The organism is Paenibacillus sp. XY044, from assembly GCF_002257645.1.
Taxonomy (GTDB): domain Bacteria; phylum Bacillota; class Bacilli; order Paenibacillales; family Paenibacillaceae; genus Paenibacillus_AQ.
In genome coordinates, this window is sequence record NZ_NQMO01000003.1 from 345,320 (window position 1) to 365,308 (window position 19,989).

Consider the following 19,989-nt stretch of genomic DNA (forward strand, 5'->3'; position numbering starts at 1 on the left):
GTGTACCTTATAAATCAAGGAGGTTATCACATGAGCGACGGCGTTGGAGGCGTTGGAGTAGGATACGGTTATGGTGGTCTCTGGGGTGGAGGCGTAGGAGCAATCCTGGTTCTCTTCATCCTGCTGGTCATCATCACGAGAGCCTTCATTTACTAAGATAAAGGGATCTGAAAGCCTGCCGGCACATGCTGGCGGGCTTTTTTTATAGGGAATGAAACGGTTTTTAACGAGCGCCAAGCTTACTTTTTCAGCACGTTTAAAGCCGTTCTTAATTTTCTGGCAAACGTGACGGGGTTCCCGACCGTTTCCAAATGAAGATACATCAGCCTTGGCTTTTCAAAGAGCCAGTGATTATGAATGGCGGCCAATCGGTCGCACAGTGATTTGGAAATGTTCATAACAGACTCTCTTTTCCTCTCTTGTTGCTCTAACTTATGCAATATAGCGGTTGAAGGGAAAAGCAGATGTCTATGAATATATAAAATGTTTTGTTGTCCAGCGAAATTGGTTACAATGGCATAGTAATAAAATAAATGGAGTGAGCGTCGTGGTGAAATCCGTTGATTTACCCTCCTAAAATCACGAATTACACATTTTAGGAGGGCTCATAAATGAAATTTATTCCGATACAAACCGGACAGTGGGACAGACAGCCTTATTTTGATCACTATTTTAATCAGAGTCGGTGCACCTTCAGCATGACGGCCAACATCGATATTACCTTGCTGCTGAACGAGCTGAAGAAGAGGGAGATGAAGTTGTACCCCGCCTTTTTGTACATGCTGTCCAGAGTCGTAAATGCGCATGTGGAGTTTCGGATGGATATCCGGGAGGAGCAGGTTGGTTATTGGGAGCAGATGAGTCCGAGCTACACGATTTTTCACCCGGAAAACAACACCTTTTCCGCAATCTGGACCGATTACTACAGCAGCTATGAGCGCTTTCTGGAGCATTACCGGGAGGATCAGCTTCGTTATCGACAAAGCATGGGACTGTTTACGAAAATAAATATGCCGTCTCATACCTTCTCCGTCTCCATGATTCCGTGGGTCAGCTTTACCGGCTTTAATCTGAATTTGGATCACGGCGGAAGCTACCTGCTGCCGATCATAACGGGAGGCAAGTTCTTTAAGGAACATCAGCGCGTTCTGCTCCCGGTATCGCTGCAGGTGCATCATGCCGTCTGCGACGGATACCATGCCGGAATGTTTATGCATGAGCTGCAGCAGCACGCTGATACCTACGCAGATTGGATGGATTGAGGCTGCAAACGCTAAACATTGGGATGAAAGGATTCTCAGGGGACCCTTACAGGGTCCCTTTTTTGTTGTTGATTGTTCAGCGCGGCCGGGTTTTAAAATTTTCATTGCCTAAGATGATGATTTTATGGGACCTATAGAAATCAAACCTACTTCCTGAATTTCTCACCTCCCTTTTGAAGTCCATTCACGGCATAATGAACCCATACCAAATAAAAAGGGGATAACAAGATGGCAAAGATGTCGAAATTATTAAGCATCGTGCTTACAGGCACCTTGGCGCTTAGTCTTACGGCTTGTGGAAGCGGTAACAAGGGAGATTCGGGCAGCAGCGCATCCGGCGCGGCCGGATCCGGCAGCAGTGCATCCGACACATCGAAGGACAAGAACATCACGATTACTTTCCAAAACATCTATCCGGACCCGACGGATCCGAAGAACAAGATCATGAACAAGATCGTGGATCAGTACGAGAAGGATCATCCGAATGTCAAAATCGAACTGGATTCGCTCAACACCGACCAGCAGAAGCTGAAGCTGAAAACGCAGGCAGCCTCCAAGGAAATCCCGGACATTACGGTCGTGAACCCGGCGGCACAAATGCAGCCGTTTGTCGATGCCAAGCTGCTGGCTCCGCTCGATGACATGCTGGCCGAGAACGGTCTGAAGGACACGTTCCAGGACGGGCTTCTCGACTGGTACAGCTTTGACGGCAGCACCTATGCGGTACCGGACGGCAACAACATCGGCGTGGTGTACTACAATAAAGAGCTGTTCGAACAAGGCGGCGTGAAGGTTCCAAGCACGTTTGAGGAAATGATCGACGTCATCAAGACACTGAAATCCAAAGGCATTCAGCCGATGGCGATCGGCGAGAAAGACACCTGGACCGGTTCGTTCCTGTTCATGAACATGCTGCTCCGCACGAACAACGGCCCTGGATTCCTGAAAGACGTCCTCGACAAGAAAAAGACGTTTGAAGATCCGGCCTTCGTAGAGGCGGTCGACGCGTTCCAAAACCTCGTACAAGCCGGAGCCTTCCAGGAAGGCGCGACATCCTTTGATTACAATGCCGGCGAAAACCTGTTCAAAACCGGCAAAGCAGCGATGTACTACATGGGAACTTGGGCAACCGGCGGCATAGAATCGTCTTCCGTAAACGGTAAGGTCGGCGTCTTCAAATTCCCGACGATCGGCGGTAAAGGCAATCCGGACGAGTTCATGCTGGCACCGGGCAGCGCGTTCGCCATTTCGGCAGACAGCAAGCATTTGGCGGAAACGAAGGAGTTCCTCAACTACTTCATGCTGAACTTCCCGAAAGAAGCCTTTGATGCCAAAGGCGCGGTCGGGATCGGCCAGAAAGTGGATGGCGACTTCAAGGCTGCAGGATATTCCGAAATGGCGATGGACGTGCTGAACATGTTCAAGGAAGTCAAGGGCGGGGACCTGGCGTTTGACAACACGATGAATCCGGGCACGGCTCAGGTTCACCTCTCCAGCATTCAAAACCTGTTCGCCCAGAAGAAGAATTCTGCAGACGTGGCTAAAGAGCATCAAGCCGGCTTTGAAGATAACAATCAATAATTAACGATATAGCAATGCTCATAGAGAGAAACAGGTATTTGACAATGAAGGGAACGCATTTCGATGCCGTTCCCTTCAATTCCCATGAGGAATATTGCAGCCAAGAAGGAGAAGGAGGAGAGGTAAGTCGTGAACGTGCTGAAGGTCTCCCGCTGGACGATTGCCGCGTTTGTGCTTCCTTGCTTAATCATCTATATCGGTATTGTGTTTGTTCCCATTCTCGTGTCCCTGTACAGCGGAATGCTGGATTGGAACGGGATCGGTGAATCGACGTTCGTGGGTCTGGCCAATTTTAAAAAGCTGCTGTTCCACGACTCGGTTTTTTGGCCATCGGTTCGGAGAACGCTGATGTTTGCGGTTTTTTCCATGGCCGAGATTCCGATCGCGCTGTTCGTAGCCATACTGCTGAAGCGTTACGTGCGGAAGCCGAATTTTTTGGTTTCCAGCTACTTTTTACCGGTCATCCTGTCTGTCGTCGTCGTCGGCCAGCTGTGGAAAACGATCTACAACCCGGCTTCGATGGGCGGTATGCTGAATCAAATCCTGGATGCGGTCGGACTGCATTCCTGGGGAAGAGCCTGGCTGACCGACCCTTCGATCGCCATGTACTCGCTATATTTCGTCGCCCTGTGGCAGTACTTGGGTTACCATACCCTGATTCAATTTACGGGCATTTCGAATGTCCCTGACGATGTGTACGAAGCGGCCCGAATCGATGGTGCCGAAGGTTTTAAAGCGGATTGGCACATTACGTTTCCGCTGGTTGTCCCGATTTTCAAAATTTCCATCGTGCTGGCCTTCATCGGGTCGCTGCAGTCCTTCGACATGATTATGGTCATGACGGGCGGCGGACCGGCGCATGCCACGGACGTCATTTCCACGCACATGTACAATATGTCGTTTACGTCCATGAAATACGGTTACGGCAGCTCGATCGCTGCATTCCTGGTGGTACTCTGTCTGGCCGCTACGTTCTGCATCAACTTCATTTTCAACAAACTGGAGAAACGATACTCGTAAAGGAGGAAAATCGCTAATGAACACAAGCACAGCCGTCGCTTTGAACAAGCAGGTGGCCGCATCCGGACGCAAACGGTTTTCCGTTACGAAGACTATCGTGTTTCTGGTGCTGGGCATTCTGTTTGTAACCCAGGTGTATCCGCTGTTGTGGCTGCTCCTGTATTCTTTGAAGTCCAATGAAGAAATTTTGTCGAGCAGTTTCTTCGCCCTGCCGCATTCGCCGCAGTGGAGCAATTACAGCGCTGCGCTGGAGGGCAACTATTTCCGCTATCTACTGAACAGCATTCTAGTCACTTCCGTGACGATGGTTACGGTCATTATTCTCAGCTCCTTGTGCGCCTATGCGATCAGCCGTTTCCGGTGGCGCTTTGGCGGGGCAGTAATGATCGTATTCCTGATCGGAATGATGATTCCGATGCAGGCAACGCTGCTGCCGCTCATGATCATTTTCAAAAACATGCATATCCTGAATACGCATCTGTCGATCATTCTGCCGTATGTGGCATTTTCCATGCCGATCGCCATCTTTATCTTAAGCGGCTTCATGAAAACCATTCCGCATGAAATCGAAGAATCCGCGGTGGTGGACGGGGCCGGGATCGGACGCATTTTCTCAAGCATCATCCTGCCGATTTCGGTACCGCCGGTGATGACGGTATGTATCCTGACGTTTATCAACATCTGGAACGAATATATTCTGGCCGCGACATTCATCTCATCTGAGAAGTTGAAAACACTGCCGTTCGGCGTCAACAGCTTCGTCAGCCAATACTCGGTCAACTATGGGGCCATCGGCGCATTTCTCGTGCTGGGCGCGCTTCCGGTCATCATCATTTACTTCCTGCTGGCGGACAAGATCACCCAAGGCATGGTAGCAGGAGCAGTAAAAGGTTAGTAGGGCAGAGACGGGTTCTGTGATAGAATGACAAATGGATGACCGGATACGAAAGGGGAATGTATCTGTGGGGCGACATTTTCGTTCGATTCACAGCCGTCTTTTCTTGCTGTTTCTATGCTGCATGACCGGCATATTGATATTGATCAGCGCCGTGTATTATTTCCGGACGATTTCGATTATTCATACGAAGGTCAATGACATCGCCGAGAAGAACATCTCGCAGACCGCAGGGCTGTTCAACTCGCTGCTTCAAGGTTACAATAGCCTCTCCAAGTCGCTCAACAGCAACTACGAGCTGACCCGGCTGCTGCAGGAGACCCATGTGAAAGAGACCGTCGCCATCGAAAACGAACGAACGATTACCAATATTATCGGGGCGGCGTATTATTCAAGGAACGAAATTACAGGCATCCATATTTTGACCGACAGCGGCAAAGTGTACAGTTATGAGCGCCAGTTTGCCGGGGTCATCGACAACAATTACGCCCAGACATCCTGGTACAACGAGCTGAACGCCTCGTCGGGCAACATGGTCTGGCTCGGGATCATGCCGGGATCGCCGATCAACACGATGCAGCAGAAGGAAAAAGTCTTCGTGTTCGGCCGGAAGCTGTATGATCTGAACACGCATAAGCAGCTTGGCATTATGGTCATTGAAGCGAATCCTTCGGCCATCATGGATGCGCTGTCCAATGTGACGATCAGCCCGGGCAGCCGCGTGTATTTGATCGACCAGAACAACAACATTATCGCTTCGACAGGTAAAAAAGGCATGGAGGCGCCGGACTTTGCCCGTATTCCGAAGCCGGGGACCGAGGATGGCATTCTGGTAGACGATAGTTCGAGCCAACTGGTGGTCGCTGCCAATACGCCCATGGCGGGCTGGACCATATACGGATTCACCCCGAAGCACGACATTCAAGCGGAAGTGAACCAGACGACCCAATACCTCGTCATCGTACTGATCGTGCTCATTATCGTCTCAACGGTTCTGGCCACGCTCGTGTCGCGCAACATTGCTTCCCCGCTGAAGCTGCTGATCCGTGAAATGAAAAAAGTGGAGATGGGCAATTTCAGCGGTTCGGTCAATGTCGATTCGTTTGACGAAATTAACAGCCTGGTGTCTTCCTTCAACCGGATGGTGCACCGGATGGATGAGCTGATCGAGACGATCAAGGTCACGACCGTCAGCGAGAAAAACGCGCAGCTGCAGGCGCTGCAATCACAGGTGAATCCGCATTTTCTGTACAACACGCTGGACATGATTTACTGGATGCTGGATGAAAAAGGGAATGAGCGCCTCAGCCGGGTTATCCTGTCGCTGTCGCAGATGTTCCGATACAGCAGCAACTGGGAAGAAGCTTCGCGGACGACACTGCGTCAGGAATTGGAGCAGATCCGGCATTATTTGACCATCATCGGAAACCGGCTGGAGGACAGGCTAGTGCCGAAGATCGATGTAGAGGCACAGTGGATGGATGTCACGCTGCCGAAAATGACGATTCAGCCGATTATTGAAAACGCTGTAAAATACGGGCTGGAGCCGCTGGATCGGCAGGGCGTGCTGCTGGTTACGGCGGAGCAGGTAATGGACGATCTGCATATCATCGTCCAAGATAACGGGACGGGAATGAACGAAGACAGGTTGGTGCAGGTCAGAAGCTTGCTGGAAGGCGGGAATCGCACGTCGCCGAAAGGGGACGATGGCGGCCCGACACTTCGTCGAGGCATTGGTTTGAGCAACGTGCATGAGCGGATCCGGATGATGTTCGGCAGTCCGTACGGCATTTATTTGGACAGTCAGGAAGGGGAAGGAACGACGGTAACCATTCGGTTACCGATCCGGCACCAAGGAGGAATGAAAGATGAACATTTTAGTCGTGGACGATGAGCATGTGATCCGTGATGGGATTAAGCGCACCATCCACCGGGCCTATCCGCAGCATTATGTTCACCTGGCGGCAAATCCGGAGGAAGCGGTCCAGCAGCTGCGCAGGCACCGGATTGACCTGGTGCTGACCGATATCCTCATGCCGGGTATGTCGGGCCTTGAACTGATGCAATTATGCCAAAGCAGCTATCCCCATATCAAATGGGTCATTATTTCGGCCTACTCCGAGTTCACCTACGCCCAAGAAGCCGTTAAGCTCGGGGCTAAGGACTATATGCTCAAGCCGATCGGGAAAGAGCTGCTGCTCTCCATGATATCGGGGCTGGCCGAAGAAATGGAGCGGGAGAATGAGATCGTGCGCGAGGCGGATCTGCTGAAGGCCAACCTGAAGTATTTGCGTGAAGCTGTATTTCAGCGCTGGGCGAGCGGACTAGATACAGGGCGCCTCGATGTGGCTTCCATCATCGAAAGCTATCCGTCTTTTCAACTGGTGATGGTCAAGATGGAGAGCGACGCACCGGTTCATCTGGAACATTTTATTATCGAAAATGTGCTAGGTGAGCTGATTGAAGGGCACGGCCGCGGATTTGTGACGAGCATGGATGAAACGAGCCTGATCGGCCTAATCACGTTGGAGGAAGAGGGAGGAATGAAACGCCTTACGGACGAACTGCGCGCAAACTTAAAACGCTGTGTGAAGGTGCCTTTCCAGATTCAGTCAACGGGGCTTATTACGGACATTCACCGGGTGCCGGAGGAAGTGCGGCGGATGCGTCAGGAATCGGCGTCTCTGGAGTACGAATACAATAATCCGGGCGGAAATCGCGCGATCGAGGTCGCTGTTCAGTACATCAAAGCACATTATCATACGGATCTATCCCTGGAGAAGGTGGCTTCGGTTGTATTTCTGAATCCGGTCTACTTCAGCCAGCTGTTTAAGCAGAAGACGGGAAACGGCTTCAAGGAATACGTTACCAATCTGCGGATCGAACAAGCCAGCAGGCTGCTGCTGCAAACGCATTTGAAGCTGGCTGACATCTCGGAGAAAGTCGGATACGTAGACGTAAAGCATTTTACCCAAGTGTTCCGCAAAAAAATGGGGAAAACCCCGACGGAGTACCGGCTGGAGCAAACCCAGGATACCCGCGAGGTGTGCCCCACCTGAAATAGACCCTGCTGATCCTAGCGCCGAAAATAGACATAAGAAAAACGTCTATCGACGTACCTTCAAAGAAGACAGACCACGTCTTCTTATCTCTTAAAAAGAGCCCTTGAGCTTCCTAGTAAGGAAGACAAGGGCTCTATTCCTGCTTGTCCAGCATCATCAGCTTAGTGAATATCGCGGAACAGCCCGACGACTTTACCCAGAATACTGACATGGTTCAGACGCAAAGGTTCGTAAGACGGGTTCTCCGGTTGAAGCCGGATATGGTCCTTCTCCTTATAAAACGTCTTGACGGTCGCTTCATCCTCGTCCGTCATGGCAACGACGATGTCCCCGTTATCGGCTGTCTGCTGCTGTCTTACGATGACGTAGTCACCGTTATGGATGCCCGCCTCGATCATACTGTCCCCAACGACGGAGAGCATAAACACTTTCTCATCCCCGACATAGTGCTGCGGCAGAGGGAAGTAATCCTCGATGTTCTCCGTCGCTGTGATCGGCACCCCTGCAGTGACTTTGCCTACCACGGGAACTCTGGCGATCGTATGCGTGAACAAGTTGCTGCTCTCTGATTCTTCTTGTCCCAATAGTTCAATGGCACGAGGCTTCGTAGGGTCTCTGCGGATCAAGCCTTTCTTCTCCAGTCGGTCCAAATGGCCGTGTACGGTCGAGCTGGATGCCAGCCCTACCGCCTCGCCGATCTCTCTGACGGACGGAGGGTAACCCTTGGCGCGGACTTCATTTCTGATAAATTCCAATATCGCTTGCTGCCGGCTAGATATCTTTGACATTCCCCATCAACCCCATTTAGTAACGTTTGGTAAAATTATAACATAGAACTGCCGTTCGTACAAACATAAGTTCTAAACGAACTTGCTTTGATGTGCCGGGACTTTTGAGGCTTCTTTAAGGAGAAAATCCGCCTACAAAAACATAGGAACAATTGTTCGAAAAAAGTGTTGAACAAAACAAGTGTTCGTGTTATATTGTTCTCATAAAACAAGAACAAACGTTTGGAGGCGTAATATTTATGCTGAAACACACTACATATCAAAGTATTTATAATAACCCATCTGTTAACCAATCCGTGAATGAATCCATAGCCTCTCCATGGTTGAAGAAAGTCCAGGCCATCGTGTCCGGTCCTGCCTTGATCAAACTGGTGCTGGCGGCCCTCATTGTTTTGGTCGGATGCACAGGAGTCGTTCGTGTATTTGCGGGTACTTCGGATGATGTTCGGTTGGAGAAGAATGTTATTGTTCAGCAGGGTGATACGTTGTGGGGAATCGCTTCCGCCCATAAGCCGGAAGACATGGATATCCGCGCGTATATTATGGCGGTGAAGAAGTATAACGATTTATCCAGCAGTGAGATTGAAGCCGGAGAAGTGCTGACACTTCCTCAATATTAATAGGAAATAAATGATCAAGAGCTTGGAAAGGTGTGAACCTTGACAAGCTCTTTTTATCATGGCAAAGTTAGGTATGAATTGAATAATGGAGGAGTAGTTTATGGATATCGACAGCGTTGTGGAAAGAATCAACGAGCTTGCGCGCAAGGAGAAGCAATCCGGCTTAACTGAAGAGGAAACTGCAGAACGGGCCAAGCTTCGTGAGAGGTACCTTCAGAATGTCCGCAGAAATTTCAGACAGCAGTTGGACTCGATCGAATTTGTGGAAGACGAGAAGAAATAATACCGGTGGCTGCGTTAGATTCATACATTCGATCATTTTATAGATTGAACTCAAGGTTTTGAATCGCTATCTTTTGATCACGGATCGCTTTTCGTGTAAGCGCATCAGGTTTCCTTGATTTCGTTCTATGTATATAGAATGAACTAAAGAAATAAATGTTATAGGCATATTGGGCCGTTATAACAGGAAGTTCAAAGCAATACTTTAGTTCAATCTATGTAGTTGAAAGCATTTTGAGGAGGTTCACGAATGGCCCGTTCATGGGAAAGACAGGTAAGAAAAAACTCAACACAGCTAAACAAGCAGAGAAAGAAACAAGGGAAACCTTCCATCTATAGTTCGGGTGGTGCTCCGGCTGACATTTATAAAGGAAGAAACTACGTGCTTCCCATTACGATGGTCGCTCTTGCCGCGGTTTACTTTCTGCTCGGGATGATCGGACAGGAGGGAACGGCTGGCAGCATGACCTGGATCATTATGGCCATGTACGTGTTCCTCGGATTGATGATCTTTCTGCGCAGACCTTTCCTTCGTGTGGAGAAGAACGCCGTATCGACGATCAAGTTCAACCGGGATCGGCGCCTGGCCGCCGACAATATCGCCAAGATCAAGCTGGCCAAAGGCTCTGTTGTGATTGAGCCGAAGGGCAAAGGCGGCAATTGGGTGTTTACGCGCCTGATTAACCGTTACGACACCGAAGCCATGGGGGAACGTCTTGAGCGTTTTGCACTGACCCACAATATCCCCTTGGAAAAATAAATAAATATAAGAGATAGCTGATGGAGAGGATGGAAGAGGATGCCGGTACAAGCTGTTTTTTTCGATTTGGACGATACGCTGCTGTGGGATGAGCGAAGTGTGGTGGAATCCTTTGAAGCGGTATGCGAGACGGCCGCCAAGGCCAAGGGCATTGATGCCAAGCTGCTGGAAGAAGCGGTTCGCAGAGAAGCAAGGGATCTGTATCAATCCTATGACACATTCGCATTTACCCAAATGATTGGGATCAACCCGTTTGAAGGGCTTTGGGCCAACTTCAGTGCAGGCGAACAACCTGAGTTTCGCAGACTTGAGGAGCTCGCTCCGGGCTACCGCAAGGAATCGTGGCAGCGCGGGCTGCTTAAGCTTGGAGTCGACGATGAACAGCTGGCCGGAGAATTAGCAGAGCAGTTTGCCGCTGAGCGTCGTTCCCGCCCCCATGTATATGAGGAAACTTTCCAGGTGCTGGACGAATTGAAAGGGAGCAAGAAGCTGCTTCTTCTGACGAACGGCTGCCCTGCGCTTCAGCAGGAGAAGATCGCTGGCGTTCCTGATCTTGCCCCATATTTTGACGAGATCGTCATTTCAGGCACATTCGGCAAAGGCAAACCGGATCCGACCATCTTCGAACATGCGCTATCTTTGCTTGGATTGACCCCGGAACAGACCCTCATGGTCGGGGACAAGCAGACAACCGACATCAAGGGCGGAAACAGCGCTGGACTGACCACGGTATGGATCAACCGCACCGGGAAGGCTAAGGATCCGTCCATCGAGCCTGATTACGAAATCAAGCATCTGTCCGAGCTGCATCGCATCATTGCCGAACGGCCTTAAGTCAGTCTTAAGTCGGTCTTATTCGTTAGCCTGCCATGTGGGGTACCCCCTCATTCGGCGGGCTTTCATTATGATTTGCGCGTGTGAAGGATCATTTCTCCTAACGAGACCGTCCTCCAGTGAATTTGTCCCATTTTGTTAACAGACGACATGTTTGGGCGGCGCAATAATTATGTATAATGATGAAGAATATGGACAAACAGCATACATAGATAGATATATAGGGAGTGACTTCGCTTGAGAAAATACGGTTTTATTGCCTTACTGCTGCTGGCGGTATGGAGTATAGCGGGCTGCGGCAGCGGCGGCGGTCATGCGGGCATGGACATGAGCGAGAGCATGATGGATCCCGTGCAGGTGGATCTGAGCTGGATGCCGGAGCAAGCCAAGGCAGGAGATCAAGTTACCATAGAGGTAAACGTAACGCAAAAGGATAAACCGGTCGAGAAGGCTGACGAGGTCATGATCGAAATCTCGAAGGAAGGCGACAGCGGCAGCCACGAAAAGGTGGCCGCGCAGAATGCCGGAGGCGGGAAGTATACTCTCGATAAAACCTTCGAACAGGCGGGCACCTACAGCATTACCTCGCATGTTACGGTAGGCCCGCAGCATACGATGCCGACGAAAAAGCTGACCGTGACGGAATAATCAGCATCATTTTTCGTTTGGCAGTGGACGTTATCAAATTGGACGACAAATGGCTATAACGACAAGCAACCCCCGTTCTTCCGTGCGAAGGCGGGGGTTGCTGCGTATATCGCTATGCCTTAGGATTAGGCCTGGAAGCTTGGGTCCTGCACCGGATGAGCGACCCAACCGTTTTCCTCGATAAAGAGGCGTACGGCGATGATTTTGCGGTTGTCCATCAGTGTAAAGAAGTGGTTTGTATTTTCCGGAACGGAGATGACGTCGCCTGCTTCAAGCTCGACGTTAAAGTAGCCGATGTCGCCTGCGCCCTTGATCACGAAGATGCCTTTGCCGCCGACGATCGCGCGGATTTCGTCCTCGGTGTGGGTATGAACCTCTTCGAACTTATTCAGCAACTCTTCCAGGTTCGGCGTTGTGTCGGACAGGGTGATGACATCCCAGATCTTGTAGCCGCGGCGGGCAGCCAGATCACGGATTTCCTCATCGTAGGTGTCCAGAATCTGCTTCTTCTGCTCATCGTTCAGTTGAAAATTGGTTTGAAGCTCCAGAGGCAGCTTGGAAGCATCCCATTTTTCATAAAGAACGTTCTGATTGTTGAGGAACTCACGAACATTATCGTCGCCGGTAATCCGTTCGTTCGTATTGCGAATCACGATTTCAGCCATCTCTAAACCCTCTTTTCCACTTGGATTAATTCATATTATAGCGAACCATACTTTTCTTGTCGATTATATATTAAACGAAAATCAGGAGCAAAACCCTGCCTCAAGGCATTTCTTGCACTTTTCTAATAAGGGCTATTCTGATAAACTAAGATTTAACGTTTGGCAGGGGGGACACACAGTGAATAGACCTGACTTGAAGGAATTATTGAAAGAACGAATATTGATATTGGACGGTGCCATGGGTACCATGATCCAGCAGGTCGACCTTGGCCCTCAGGATTTTGGTGGGGAAGAGCTGGAAGGCTGTAATGAAATGCTGGTCATTACGCGTCCCGATGTGATTGAACAGATTCACGAGAAGTATCTGGAAGCCGGGGCGGATCTCATAGAAACGAATACGTTCGGCGCAACCTCGGTCGTGCTGTCCGAATACGACATTCCTGAGAAGGCGCGGGAGATTAATCTTCTTGCTGCGGAAATTGCTCGCAGAGCGGCGGATAAGTTCAGCACGCCGGACAAGCCGAGATACGTGATCGGCGCGATCGGTCCGACGACGAAGACCCTGTCGGTCACCGGCGGGGTAACTTTTGAAGAGCTCGTGAACAGCTATGAGGAGCAGGCGGTTGCCCTGATTGAGGGCAAGGTCGACGCCCTGTTGCTTGAAACGAGCCAGGATACGCTGAATGTGAAAGCTGGCAGCATCGGAATCCGGAATGCCTTTGCAAGCACCGGTATTACGCTGCCGATCATGATTTCCGGTACGATCGAGCCGATGGGGACGACACTGGCCGGGCAGAACATTGAAGCGTTCTACATTTCGCTGGAGCATTTGAACCCGATTTCGGTCGGTCTCAACTGTGCGACAGGTCCGGAATTCATGCGAGACCACATCCGTTCGCTCGCCGCCATGGCCAAAACGGCGGTCAGCTGCTATCCGAATGCCGGACTTCCTGATGAAAACGGGCATTACCATGAGTCTCCGGAGTCGCTGGCCCGGAAAATGGAAGCCTTTGCGGAGCAGGGCTGGCTTAATATTGCCGGAGGCTGCTGCGGCACGACCCCGGATCATATCCGGGCACTGAACGAGGTTATGAAGGGCTACCAGCCGCGTCAAATGGACGGGAGTCACCCGCCGGCGCTGTCCGGGATCGATCCCATATACATTGAGTCCGACAACCGGCCTTATATGGTGGGTGAGCGGACCAACGTGCTCGGATCACGCAAATTCAAGCGTCTGATCGTGGAAGGAAAGTACGAGGAAGCTTCGGAGATCGCCCGCGCCCAGGTCAAGAACGGAGCGCATGTCATCGACGTGTGCGTTCAGGATCCGGACCGGGATGAAGCGGAGGATGTCAAGCTGTTCCTGGAGCTTGTCGTGAAAAAGGTTAAAGTGCCGCTCATGATCGACACGACCGACCCGAAGGTCATCGATCTGGCGCTGAAATATTCGCAGGGTAAGGCGATTATTAACTCCATTAACCTTGAAGATGGTGAAGAAAAATTCGAAAATGTGACGCCGCTCATCCATAAATACGGGGCTGCCGTCGTGGTTGGCACCATCGATGAGAGCGGACAGGCCATTGACCGGGGCGACAAGCTGAATGTGGCCAAGCGATCGTACGATCTGCTCGTTCGTAAATACGGCATTCCCGCCGAGGATCTGATTTTCGACACGCTCGTGTTCCCGGTAGGTACCGGGGATGAGCAGTATATCGGCTCCGCCAAGGAAACGATTGAAGGGATCCGGTTGATCAAGGAAGCGATGCCGGAATGCCATACCATCCTCGGCATCAGCAACGTCTCGTTCGGCTTGCCGGAAGCGGGCCGTGAAGTGCTGAACTCCGTATTCCTGTACGAGTGTACGAAAGCCGGCTTGGACTATGCCATCGTAAACACCGAGAAGCTGGAGCGCTATGCTTCGATTTCCGAAGCGGAACGGAAGCTGGCTGAAGACCTGATCTACAATACGAACGACGAGACGCTGGCCTCATTTGTAGCTGCGTTCCGGAACAAGAAGGTCGAGAAGAAGGAAAAAATATCGAATCTGTCGCTGGAAGAGCGGCTGGCTACCTATATCGTTGAAGGAACCAAAGAAGGGCTTATTCCCGACTTGGACGCTGCGCTGCAGAAATACAGCGCCCTGGAGATTATCAATGGGCCGCTCATGGACGGCATGTCCGAGGTCGGACGACTGTTCAACAATAACGAGCTGATCGTAGCGGAGGTGCTGCAGAGCGCCGAGGTCATGAAAGCGTCCGTGTCCTATCTGGAGCCTTTTATGGAAAAAAACGAAACGTCCGTCAAAGGAAAGATGCTCCTGGCCACCGTCAAAGGCGACGTGCATGACATCGGTAAAAACTTGGTCGAGATCATCCTCTCGAACAATGGTTACCAAATCGTCAATTTGGGTATAAAAGTACCACCGGAGACGATCATCGAGGCTTACCGGAAGGAACAAGCCGATTTGATCGGACTATCCGGGCTGCTGGTGAAATCCGCGCAGCAAATGGTCGTGACCGCGCAAGACTTGAAAAATGCCGGCGTGAAGGTGCCGATCATGGTCGGCGGAGCGGCATTGACCCGCAGATTTACCAAAACGCGAATCCGGCCGGAGTATGAAGGAATGGTCGTGTACGCGAAGGATGCCATGGACGGGCTTGACCTGGCGAACAAGCTGATGAATCCGGAGCAGCGGCGCCTAATGGAGGCCGAAATGGAAGCGGAGCTCGAGGCGCTTTTGGCGGAAACGGAAAAGCCGGCTGAACTGCCGGAACTGACCCGTGCGGCCAAGTCCAACGTGTCGACAGATGTCCCGGTCTTTACCCCGCCGGATTTGGAGCGGCACATTATCCGCAACTATCCGATCAGCCATATCATCCCGTACATGAACATGCAGATGCTGCTAGGCCATCATTTGGGATTGCGCGGACAGGTAGAACAGCTGCTGGCGAACGGTGACGAAAAAGCTCTGGATTTGAAAGCGACGGTCGACGACGTGCTGGAACAGGCGACCCGGGACGGGATCATCCAAGCACATGCAATGTACCGCTTCTTCCCTGCGCAATCGAGGGGCAACGACATTGTCATCTACGATCCGGAGGATCATGCCAAGGTGCTGCATACGTTTACGTTCCCGCGCCAGAACGTGGCTCCGTTCCTCTGCCTCGCCGATTTCCTGAAATCGGTCGACAGCGGCAAGATGGACTACGTCGGCTTCCTGGTCGTTACGGCCGGACAAGGCATTTCGAAGCTTTCTTCGGAGTGGAAGGATAAAGGGGATTATCTGAAGTCCCACGTCCTGCAATCCGTAGCTCTTGAGACCGCCGAGGCGCTGGCCGAGCGCGTCCATCATATGATGCGGGATACCTGGGGCTTCCCGGACCCTTCAGATATGACGATGAAGCAGCGCCACGGTGCGCGGTACCAAGGCATTCGCGTTTCCTTTGGATACCCGGCATGCCCGGATCTGGAGGATCAGGAACCGCTCTTCAAGCTGATGGAGCCGGAGGATATCGGCGTACAACTGACCGAAGGCTTTATGATGGAGCCTGAGGCTTCGGTGTCGGCGATGGTGTTTGCCCATCCGGAAGCACGGTATTTTAATGTCGATAAAGTAAAATAATATAACGTTCGGTTCACGGCCGAATCGAAGCAAATGTCAGCAAAACCCTCCGATTGTTCGGGGGTTTTTTGCTGGCGCATTCTTGGAAAGAAGGTATGGCGTTATGGAACTGGAGTTTTTGGGTACCAATGCGGGGGTTCCTTCCCTGCAGCGGAACGTGACATCGATGGCGCTTCGGATGTACGAGGAGCGGAGAAGCTTCTGGATGTTCGATTGCGGTGAAGGCACGCAGCACCAAATCCTGCGGTCTTCATTAAAGCTGAGCAAGCTGGAGAAAATCTTTATGACCCACTTGCATGGTGATCATATATTCGGTCTTCCCGGGCTGCTGTCCAGCAGATCCAATCAGGGCGGCACGACACCGCTGCAGCTGTACGGACCGCCGGGGATCAAACAGTACATAGATACGTCGCTTGAGCTCAGCCAATCCAGAATCGAGTTTGAGCTGGACGTAATTGAGCATACGGGGGGAGTCATTTTTGAAGACGGGGAGGTCCGGGTGGAATCCCTCCTGCTGGAGCACCGCATTGACAGCTACGGGTACCGGATCATTGAAAAAGACAAACCCGGCAGTTTGGACTTGAAAAGAATGGCTGCATATGGGCTGAAGCCAGGTCCGATCTACGGCCGTTTGAAGCGGGGGGAGAGCATCGACCTGGAAGATGGCCGGGTGCTGACTCCAGCCGATGTGCTCGGTGCGCCAAAGAAGGGGCGCGTAGTTACGATCTTGGGCGATACCCGCCCATGTGCCAACGTTCTGCCGCTGGCGGAACATGCCGACCTCCTCGTTCATGAAGCCACGTTTCTTCACGAGCTTCATGAGACCGCGCACAACTATCATCACAGCACGGCCCTTCAGGCCGCAGAAGCTGCCCGCGACGCGGGGGCGAAAGAACTGATTTTAACGCACTTCAGCTCCCGTTATAAGGATATCGAGCATCTGCAGCCGCTTTTGGCGGAAGCGAGATCCGTTTTTCCGAAAACGCTGCTGGCCGAAGAATTGGTGCTGTTTCCGGTTACCCGCCATGAAGAATAGTGAAGATAATCGGCACGAGGAAAAAAAGGCTCTGGGCGGGCCTTTTTTCTTTTAAAGATATGAGTAAGGGGAAGCAGCATTGCCCGGGAAAATGATTATTTTCCGGGAAAGCGCAGGAAATGACACAACTTTGCACAATTGGACTTCCTGTGGTAGGTTTCGGGGGTGCGCTTGGCGAAAAAATGGAGATAAGCGTCCTTAGCGTCGTTCTTCCGGTTGCCACATTCCTCCGTTTTCTTTTACAATGGAACAAGCTGGGTTACAGGAAGCCTGCCAATCGGTCGTTTTGGCCGGCGTCAGGCTTTTCGTAGCTATAGGGTTTTACTAGATGAAACGAGGTTATGTCCATTGAACACACTGAGAACTACCCGCGGTCTGCTGATTGACCTGGACGGAACGTTATATCACGGGAAACATATGATACCCGGAGCGGACATTCTAATTCGGACGCTGAAGTCGCGACAAATCCCTTATTTGTTCGTGACGAACAATTCTTCGAAAACGCCGGACATGGTAGCGACCCATTTGAACGAGATGGGTGTTCCCGCCGAAAAAGAAGAGGTTTGCACCTCGTCGCTGGCCGCAGCACGGTATATCGCAGAAGAATTTCCAGGGGCCAGAGTGGCTATGCTAGGGGAAGACGGACTTCGGCAAGCTTTGCTTGAGGAAGGGCTTAAGCTTGTCGAGGAAGCGCCTGAATTTGTCGTTCAAGGCATTGACCGTTCCTTTACATATGATACACTCGCCCAGGCCGTTCGCTGGATCAGCGAAGGTGCCCGCTATGTGCTGACCAATCCCGACCTCCTGCTCCCTTCCGATCATGGGCTTGTTCCCGGAGCCGGCTCGCTTGGAGCAGCGATTGAAGCGGCTTCCGGCGTCAAACCGATTGTCATCGGGAAGCCTTCGAGCCACTTGATGAAATATGCCACCGATCGGCTGCGGCTGTCGCCGACGGAAGCAACCGTGATCGGAGATAATATGCGCACAGACATAGCGGCTGGAGCTGCCGCTGGTTGTCAGACGATTCTGGTTCTGACCGGACTGACGACGGAGAGCAACATGCAGGCGCACATCGATGCGGCCGGCATCACTCCGGACATCATTTGCCGAGACCTGGCCGAGTTGACTCAACTGCTGTGTCCCTGACCACTTGAAGGACTTTTTTTCACATTCTCACGAACATCCGCAATGGATTTTGAAAGGATAGATGAACAAGATGCCGGAATTGCCGGAAATGGAAAATTACCGAAGATTGCTGTCAGAACTAATTATCAATGCTCCGATTACAGATGTGGTGGTGAACCGCGAGAAATCCATTAATGTTCCGGTCGAAAGTTTCAAGTCGGAGCTGCTTGGAACGAGAACGATTTTTGTGGAGCGGCGCGGAAAGCATCTCATTTTTCACCTGAACAACGGCCGCAGGCTGCTGCTGCATCTGATGCTGGGCGGCTTAATGTACTACGGAACCGAAGAGGATCGCCCGAAACGTTCTACTCAGATTGAGATTTCGTTCGGAGAGCGGACGCTGTATTTTATCGGCCTGCGTCTTGGCCATCTCCATCTACACTCGGCGAAAGAAGTCGAGGAGCTTCTCGCTCCTCTCGGACCGGAACCGCTGGACCGCCGGATGAACCCGGAGAAGTTTGCGGGAATTTTGCAAGGGCGGCGCGGATCGTTAAAATCGCTGCTGGTCAACCAGCATGTCATTGCCGGCATCGGGAACTGCTATGCGGACGAAATCGCGTATGAAGCCGGTCTGCTGCCTTCGGCGAAGGTTCAGGACTTGACGGAAGCGTCGGTTGCGATACTGTATGAAGCGATGCAAAAAGTGCTGCGGGATGCTCTCGAAAACGGCGGTTACATGGATACTCCGTTTATGGTAGGTGACCAGCTAACAGGCGGATACGACGACCAGTGCAAAGTTTATGACCGCGAAGGGGAAGCATGCTACCGCTGCGGCGGTGTCATCCACAAAGCCGAATTAAATGGACGGAAGGCCTTTTATTGTCCGTCCTGCCAGCATGAGCAGTAATCATCTGCTCATCGGCTGCCATGTCAGTACCCGAGGCGGTTATGGGAGAGCTGCCCGGCGGGCATGGGAGATCGGGGCCAGATCATTTCAATACTTTCCGAAAAATCCCCGCAGTCTGTCGATTAAAACGCTGGATGCCGCGGCGGCGGCGGACTGCCGTAACTTTTGCCGGGAGTACGGCATCCCAAGCATTGCCCATACGCCGTATCCAATCAACATCGCGATCGGAGATAGCCGGGGCCGGGACCTGTACGAGCTGACCGTTAAGTCGCTGCAGAACGATCTGATCATCGCCGAGGCGTGCGGTACGGTCGGCATCGTAGTCCACTTCGGTCATTTCAAGGGAAACGATGCATTACAAGGCTACAAAAATATAATACAATGTTTAAACGAGACACTGTCAGGCTGGCAGGGCAGCGCCAAGATTTTGCTGGAAAACCAGGCCGGCACCCCGGGCTCGATGGGCATCACGCTTGATGAGCTGGTATACGTCAGGCGGCTGAGCGATTATCCGGAGAAAATCGGCTTTTGCTTGGATACTTGCCATGCTTTTGCATCCGGTGTGTGGGATCCGCACGCTACCGACGCACTCGTAGAACGGGGCAGAGACCTGGGTTACTGGAGCGATCTGACAGCTGTTCACCTGAACGATTCCAAGTATCCGCTTGGTTCGGGGAAGGACCGCCACGAGCGAATCGGTCAGGGGCACATTGGCGAAGAAGCTTTTCAGGCGCTGCTGTCTTATCCGGAATTCCGTGGCAAGGCGCTCGTTCTAGAGACGGAAACGGGCGAAGACGGCACGCATCGCGGTGATATCGCCAAGGTAAAAGGCTGGCCCATCGTTTAGCCGTCGGTTTGTTTTTTTAGGGAAGGAGGGACCGA

The 19,989-nt window shown here is 51.8% G+C and carries 20 protein-coding genes; 17 read left to right on the forward strand and 3 right to left on the reverse strand.

Annotation, left to right across the window (positions count from 1 at the left end; all coding sequences use genetic code 11):
• Positions 1 to 30: 30 nt before the first annotated feature.
• Entirely contained in the window at positions 31 to 156 is a 126-nt protein-coding gene (locus tag CJP46_RS15290) for a sporulation protein YjcZ (RefSeq protein WP_094596460.1), read from the forward strand.
• A gap of 83 nt (positions 157 to 239) precedes the next feature.
• Here the strand turns inward: CJP46_RS15290 and CJP46_RS15295 are convergent, their stop codons facing one another.
• The gene (locus tag CJP46_RS15295; protein WP_306431050.1) at positions 240 to 398 is read right to left on the reverse strand and encodes a DUF1259 domain-containing protein; all 159 of its coding nucleotides are present in this window, start codon (positions 396 to 398) and stop codon (positions 240 to 242) included.
• A gap of 213 nt (positions 399 to 611) precedes the next feature.
• Between CJP46_RS15295 and catA the strand changes: the two genes are divergently transcribed.
• The 6 genes from catA to CJP46_RS15325 all read left to right on the forward strand — a co-directional run bounded on the left by catA (position 612) and on the right by CJP46_RS15325 (position 7,817).
• Positions 612 to 1,262 (forward strand): type A chloramphenicol O-acetyltransferase, encoded by a 651-nt coding sequence (gene catA, locus CJP46_RS15300; RefSeq protein ID WP_094596461.1) that lies wholly within the window; start codon positions 612 to 614, stop codon positions 1,260 to 1,262.
• 228 nt (positions 1,263 to 1,490) lie between these two features.
• Complete coding sequence (locus CJP46_RS15305) at positions 1,491 to 2,843, forward strand: extracellular solute-binding protein (RefSeq protein WP_094596462.1); 1,353 nt, start codon at positions 1,491 to 1,493, stop codon at positions 2,841 to 2,843.
• Between the two features lie 129 nt (positions 2,844 to 2,972).
• Complete coding sequence (locus tag CJP46_RS15310) at positions 2,973 to 3,863, forward strand: carbohydrate ABC transporter permease (protein ID WP_094596463.1); 891 nt, start codon at positions 2,973 to 2,975, stop codon at positions 3,861 to 3,863.
• A gap of 16 nt (positions 3,864 to 3,879) precedes the next feature.
• Positions 3,880 to 4,758 (forward strand): carbohydrate ABC transporter permease, encoded by an 879-nt coding sequence (locus CJP46_RS15315; protein WP_094596464.1) that lies wholly within the window; start codon positions 3,880 to 3,882, stop codon positions 4,756 to 4,758.
• Positions 4,759 to 4,825: 67 nt separating this feature from the next.
• Positions 4,826 to 6,652 (forward strand): sensor histidine kinase, encoded by a 1,827-nt coding sequence (locus tag CJP46_RS15320; protein ID WP_094596465.1) that lies wholly within the window; start codon positions 4,826 to 4,828, stop codon positions 6,650 to 6,652.
• Positions 6,627 to 7,817, forward strand: coding sequence for a response regulator (locus CJP46_RS15325; protein WP_094596466.1), 1,191 nt, complete (start codon positions 6,627 to 6,629; stop codon positions 7,815 to 7,817). The genes CJP46_RS15320 and CJP46_RS15325 overlap by 26 nt, the downstream gene beginning before the upstream one ends.
• Positions 7,818 to 7,981: 164 nt before the next feature.
• Here the strand turns inward: CJP46_RS15325 and lexA are convergent, their stop codons facing one another.
• Positions 7,982 to 8,608 carry a transcriptional repressor LexA gene (lexA, locus tag CJP46_RS15330; protein ID WP_094596467.1) on the reverse strand — a complete coding sequence of 209 codons (627 nt, stop codon included), beginning with the start codon at positions 8,606 to 8,608 and terminating at the stop codon, positions 7,982 to 7,984.
• Between the two features lie 239 nt (positions 8,609 to 8,847).
• On the opposite strand from lexA, the gene CJP46_RS15335 reads away from it, so the two are divergent.
• From CJP46_RS15335 to CJP46_RS15355, 5 genes are all read left to right on the forward strand, one after another.
• On the forward strand, positions 8,848 to 9,228 hold the full coding sequence (locus CJP46_RS15335) for a LysM peptidoglycan-binding domain-containing protein (protein ID WP_094596468.1): 381 nt from the start codon (positions 8,848 to 8,850) through the stop codon (positions 9,226 to 9,228).
• Between the two features lie 100 nt (positions 9,229 to 9,328).
• Positions 9,329 to 9,511, forward strand: a complete 183-nt coding sequence (locus CJP46_RS15340) for a DUF896 domain-containing protein (protein ID WP_094596469.1) — start codon at positions 9,329 to 9,331, stop codon at positions 9,509 to 9,511.
• 249 nt (positions 9,512 to 9,760) lie between these two features.
• Positions 9,761 to 10,270: a hypothetical protein gene (locus tag CJP46_RS15345; protein WP_094596470.1), complete on the forward strand. Its 510-nt coding sequence runs from the start codon at positions 9,761 to 9,763 to the stop codon at positions 10,268 to 10,270.
• 39 nt (positions 10,271 to 10,309) lie between these two features.
• Complete coding sequence (locus CJP46_RS15350) at positions 10,310 to 11,104, forward strand: HAD family hydrolase (RefSeq protein ID WP_094596471.1); 795 nt, start codon at positions 10,310 to 10,312, stop codon at positions 11,102 to 11,104.
• Between the two features lie 237 nt (positions 11,105 to 11,341).
• On the forward strand, positions 11,342 to 11,752 hold the full coding sequence (locus tag CJP46_RS15355) for a FixH family protein (protein WP_094596472.1): 411 nt from the start codon (positions 11,342 to 11,344) through the stop codon (positions 11,750 to 11,752).
• Positions 11,753 to 11,877: 125 nt separating this feature from the next.
• Here the strand turns inward: CJP46_RS15355 and CJP46_RS15360 are convergent, their stop codons facing one another.
• Complete coding sequence (locus tag CJP46_RS15360; protein ID WP_094596473.1) at positions 11,878 to 12,417, reverse strand: 1,2-dihydroxy-3-keto-5-methylthiopentene dioxygenase; 540 nt, start codon at positions 12,415 to 12,417, stop codon at positions 11,878 to 11,880.
• 238 nt (positions 12,418 to 12,655) lie between these two features.
• Here CJP46_RS15360 and metH point away from each other — a divergent pair, with 238 nt between their 5' ends.
• The 5 genes from metH (at position 12,656) to CJP46_RS15385 (ending at position 19,954) form a co-directional block, all read left to right on the forward strand.
• Positions 12,656 to 16,039: a methionine synthase gene (metH, locus tag CJP46_RS15365; RefSeq protein ID WP_373558008.1), complete on the forward strand. Its 3,384-nt coding sequence runs from the start codon at positions 12,656 to 12,658 to the stop codon at positions 16,037 to 16,039.
• Positions 16,040 to 16,142: 103 nt separating this feature from the next.
• Entirely contained in the window at positions 16,143 to 17,075 is a 933-nt protein-coding gene (gene rnz / locus CJP46_RS15370; protein WP_094596475.1) for a ribonuclease Z, read from the forward strand.
• Positions 17,076 to 17,423: 348 nt separating this feature from the next.
• A complete protein-coding gene (locus CJP46_RS15375; RefSeq protein ID WP_373557997.1) occupies positions 17,424 to 18,221 on the forward strand; it encodes a TIGR01457 family HAD-type hydrolase in 798 nt (265 codons plus the stop codon).
• 70 nt (positions 18,222 to 18,291) lie between these two features.
• Positions 18,292 to 19,107 (forward strand): DNA-formamidopyrimidine glycosylase, encoded by an 816-nt coding sequence (gene mutM / locus CJP46_RS15380; RefSeq protein WP_094596476.1) that lies wholly within the window; start codon positions 18,292 to 18,294, stop codon positions 19,105 to 19,107.
• Entirely contained in the window at positions 19,097 to 19,954 is an 858-nt protein-coding gene (locus CJP46_RS15385) for a deoxyribonuclease IV (RefSeq protein ID WP_094596477.1), read from the forward strand. Before mutM ends, CJP46_RS15385 begins: the two co-directional genes overlap by 11 nt.
• Positions 19,955 to 19,989: the final 35 nt, after the last annotated feature.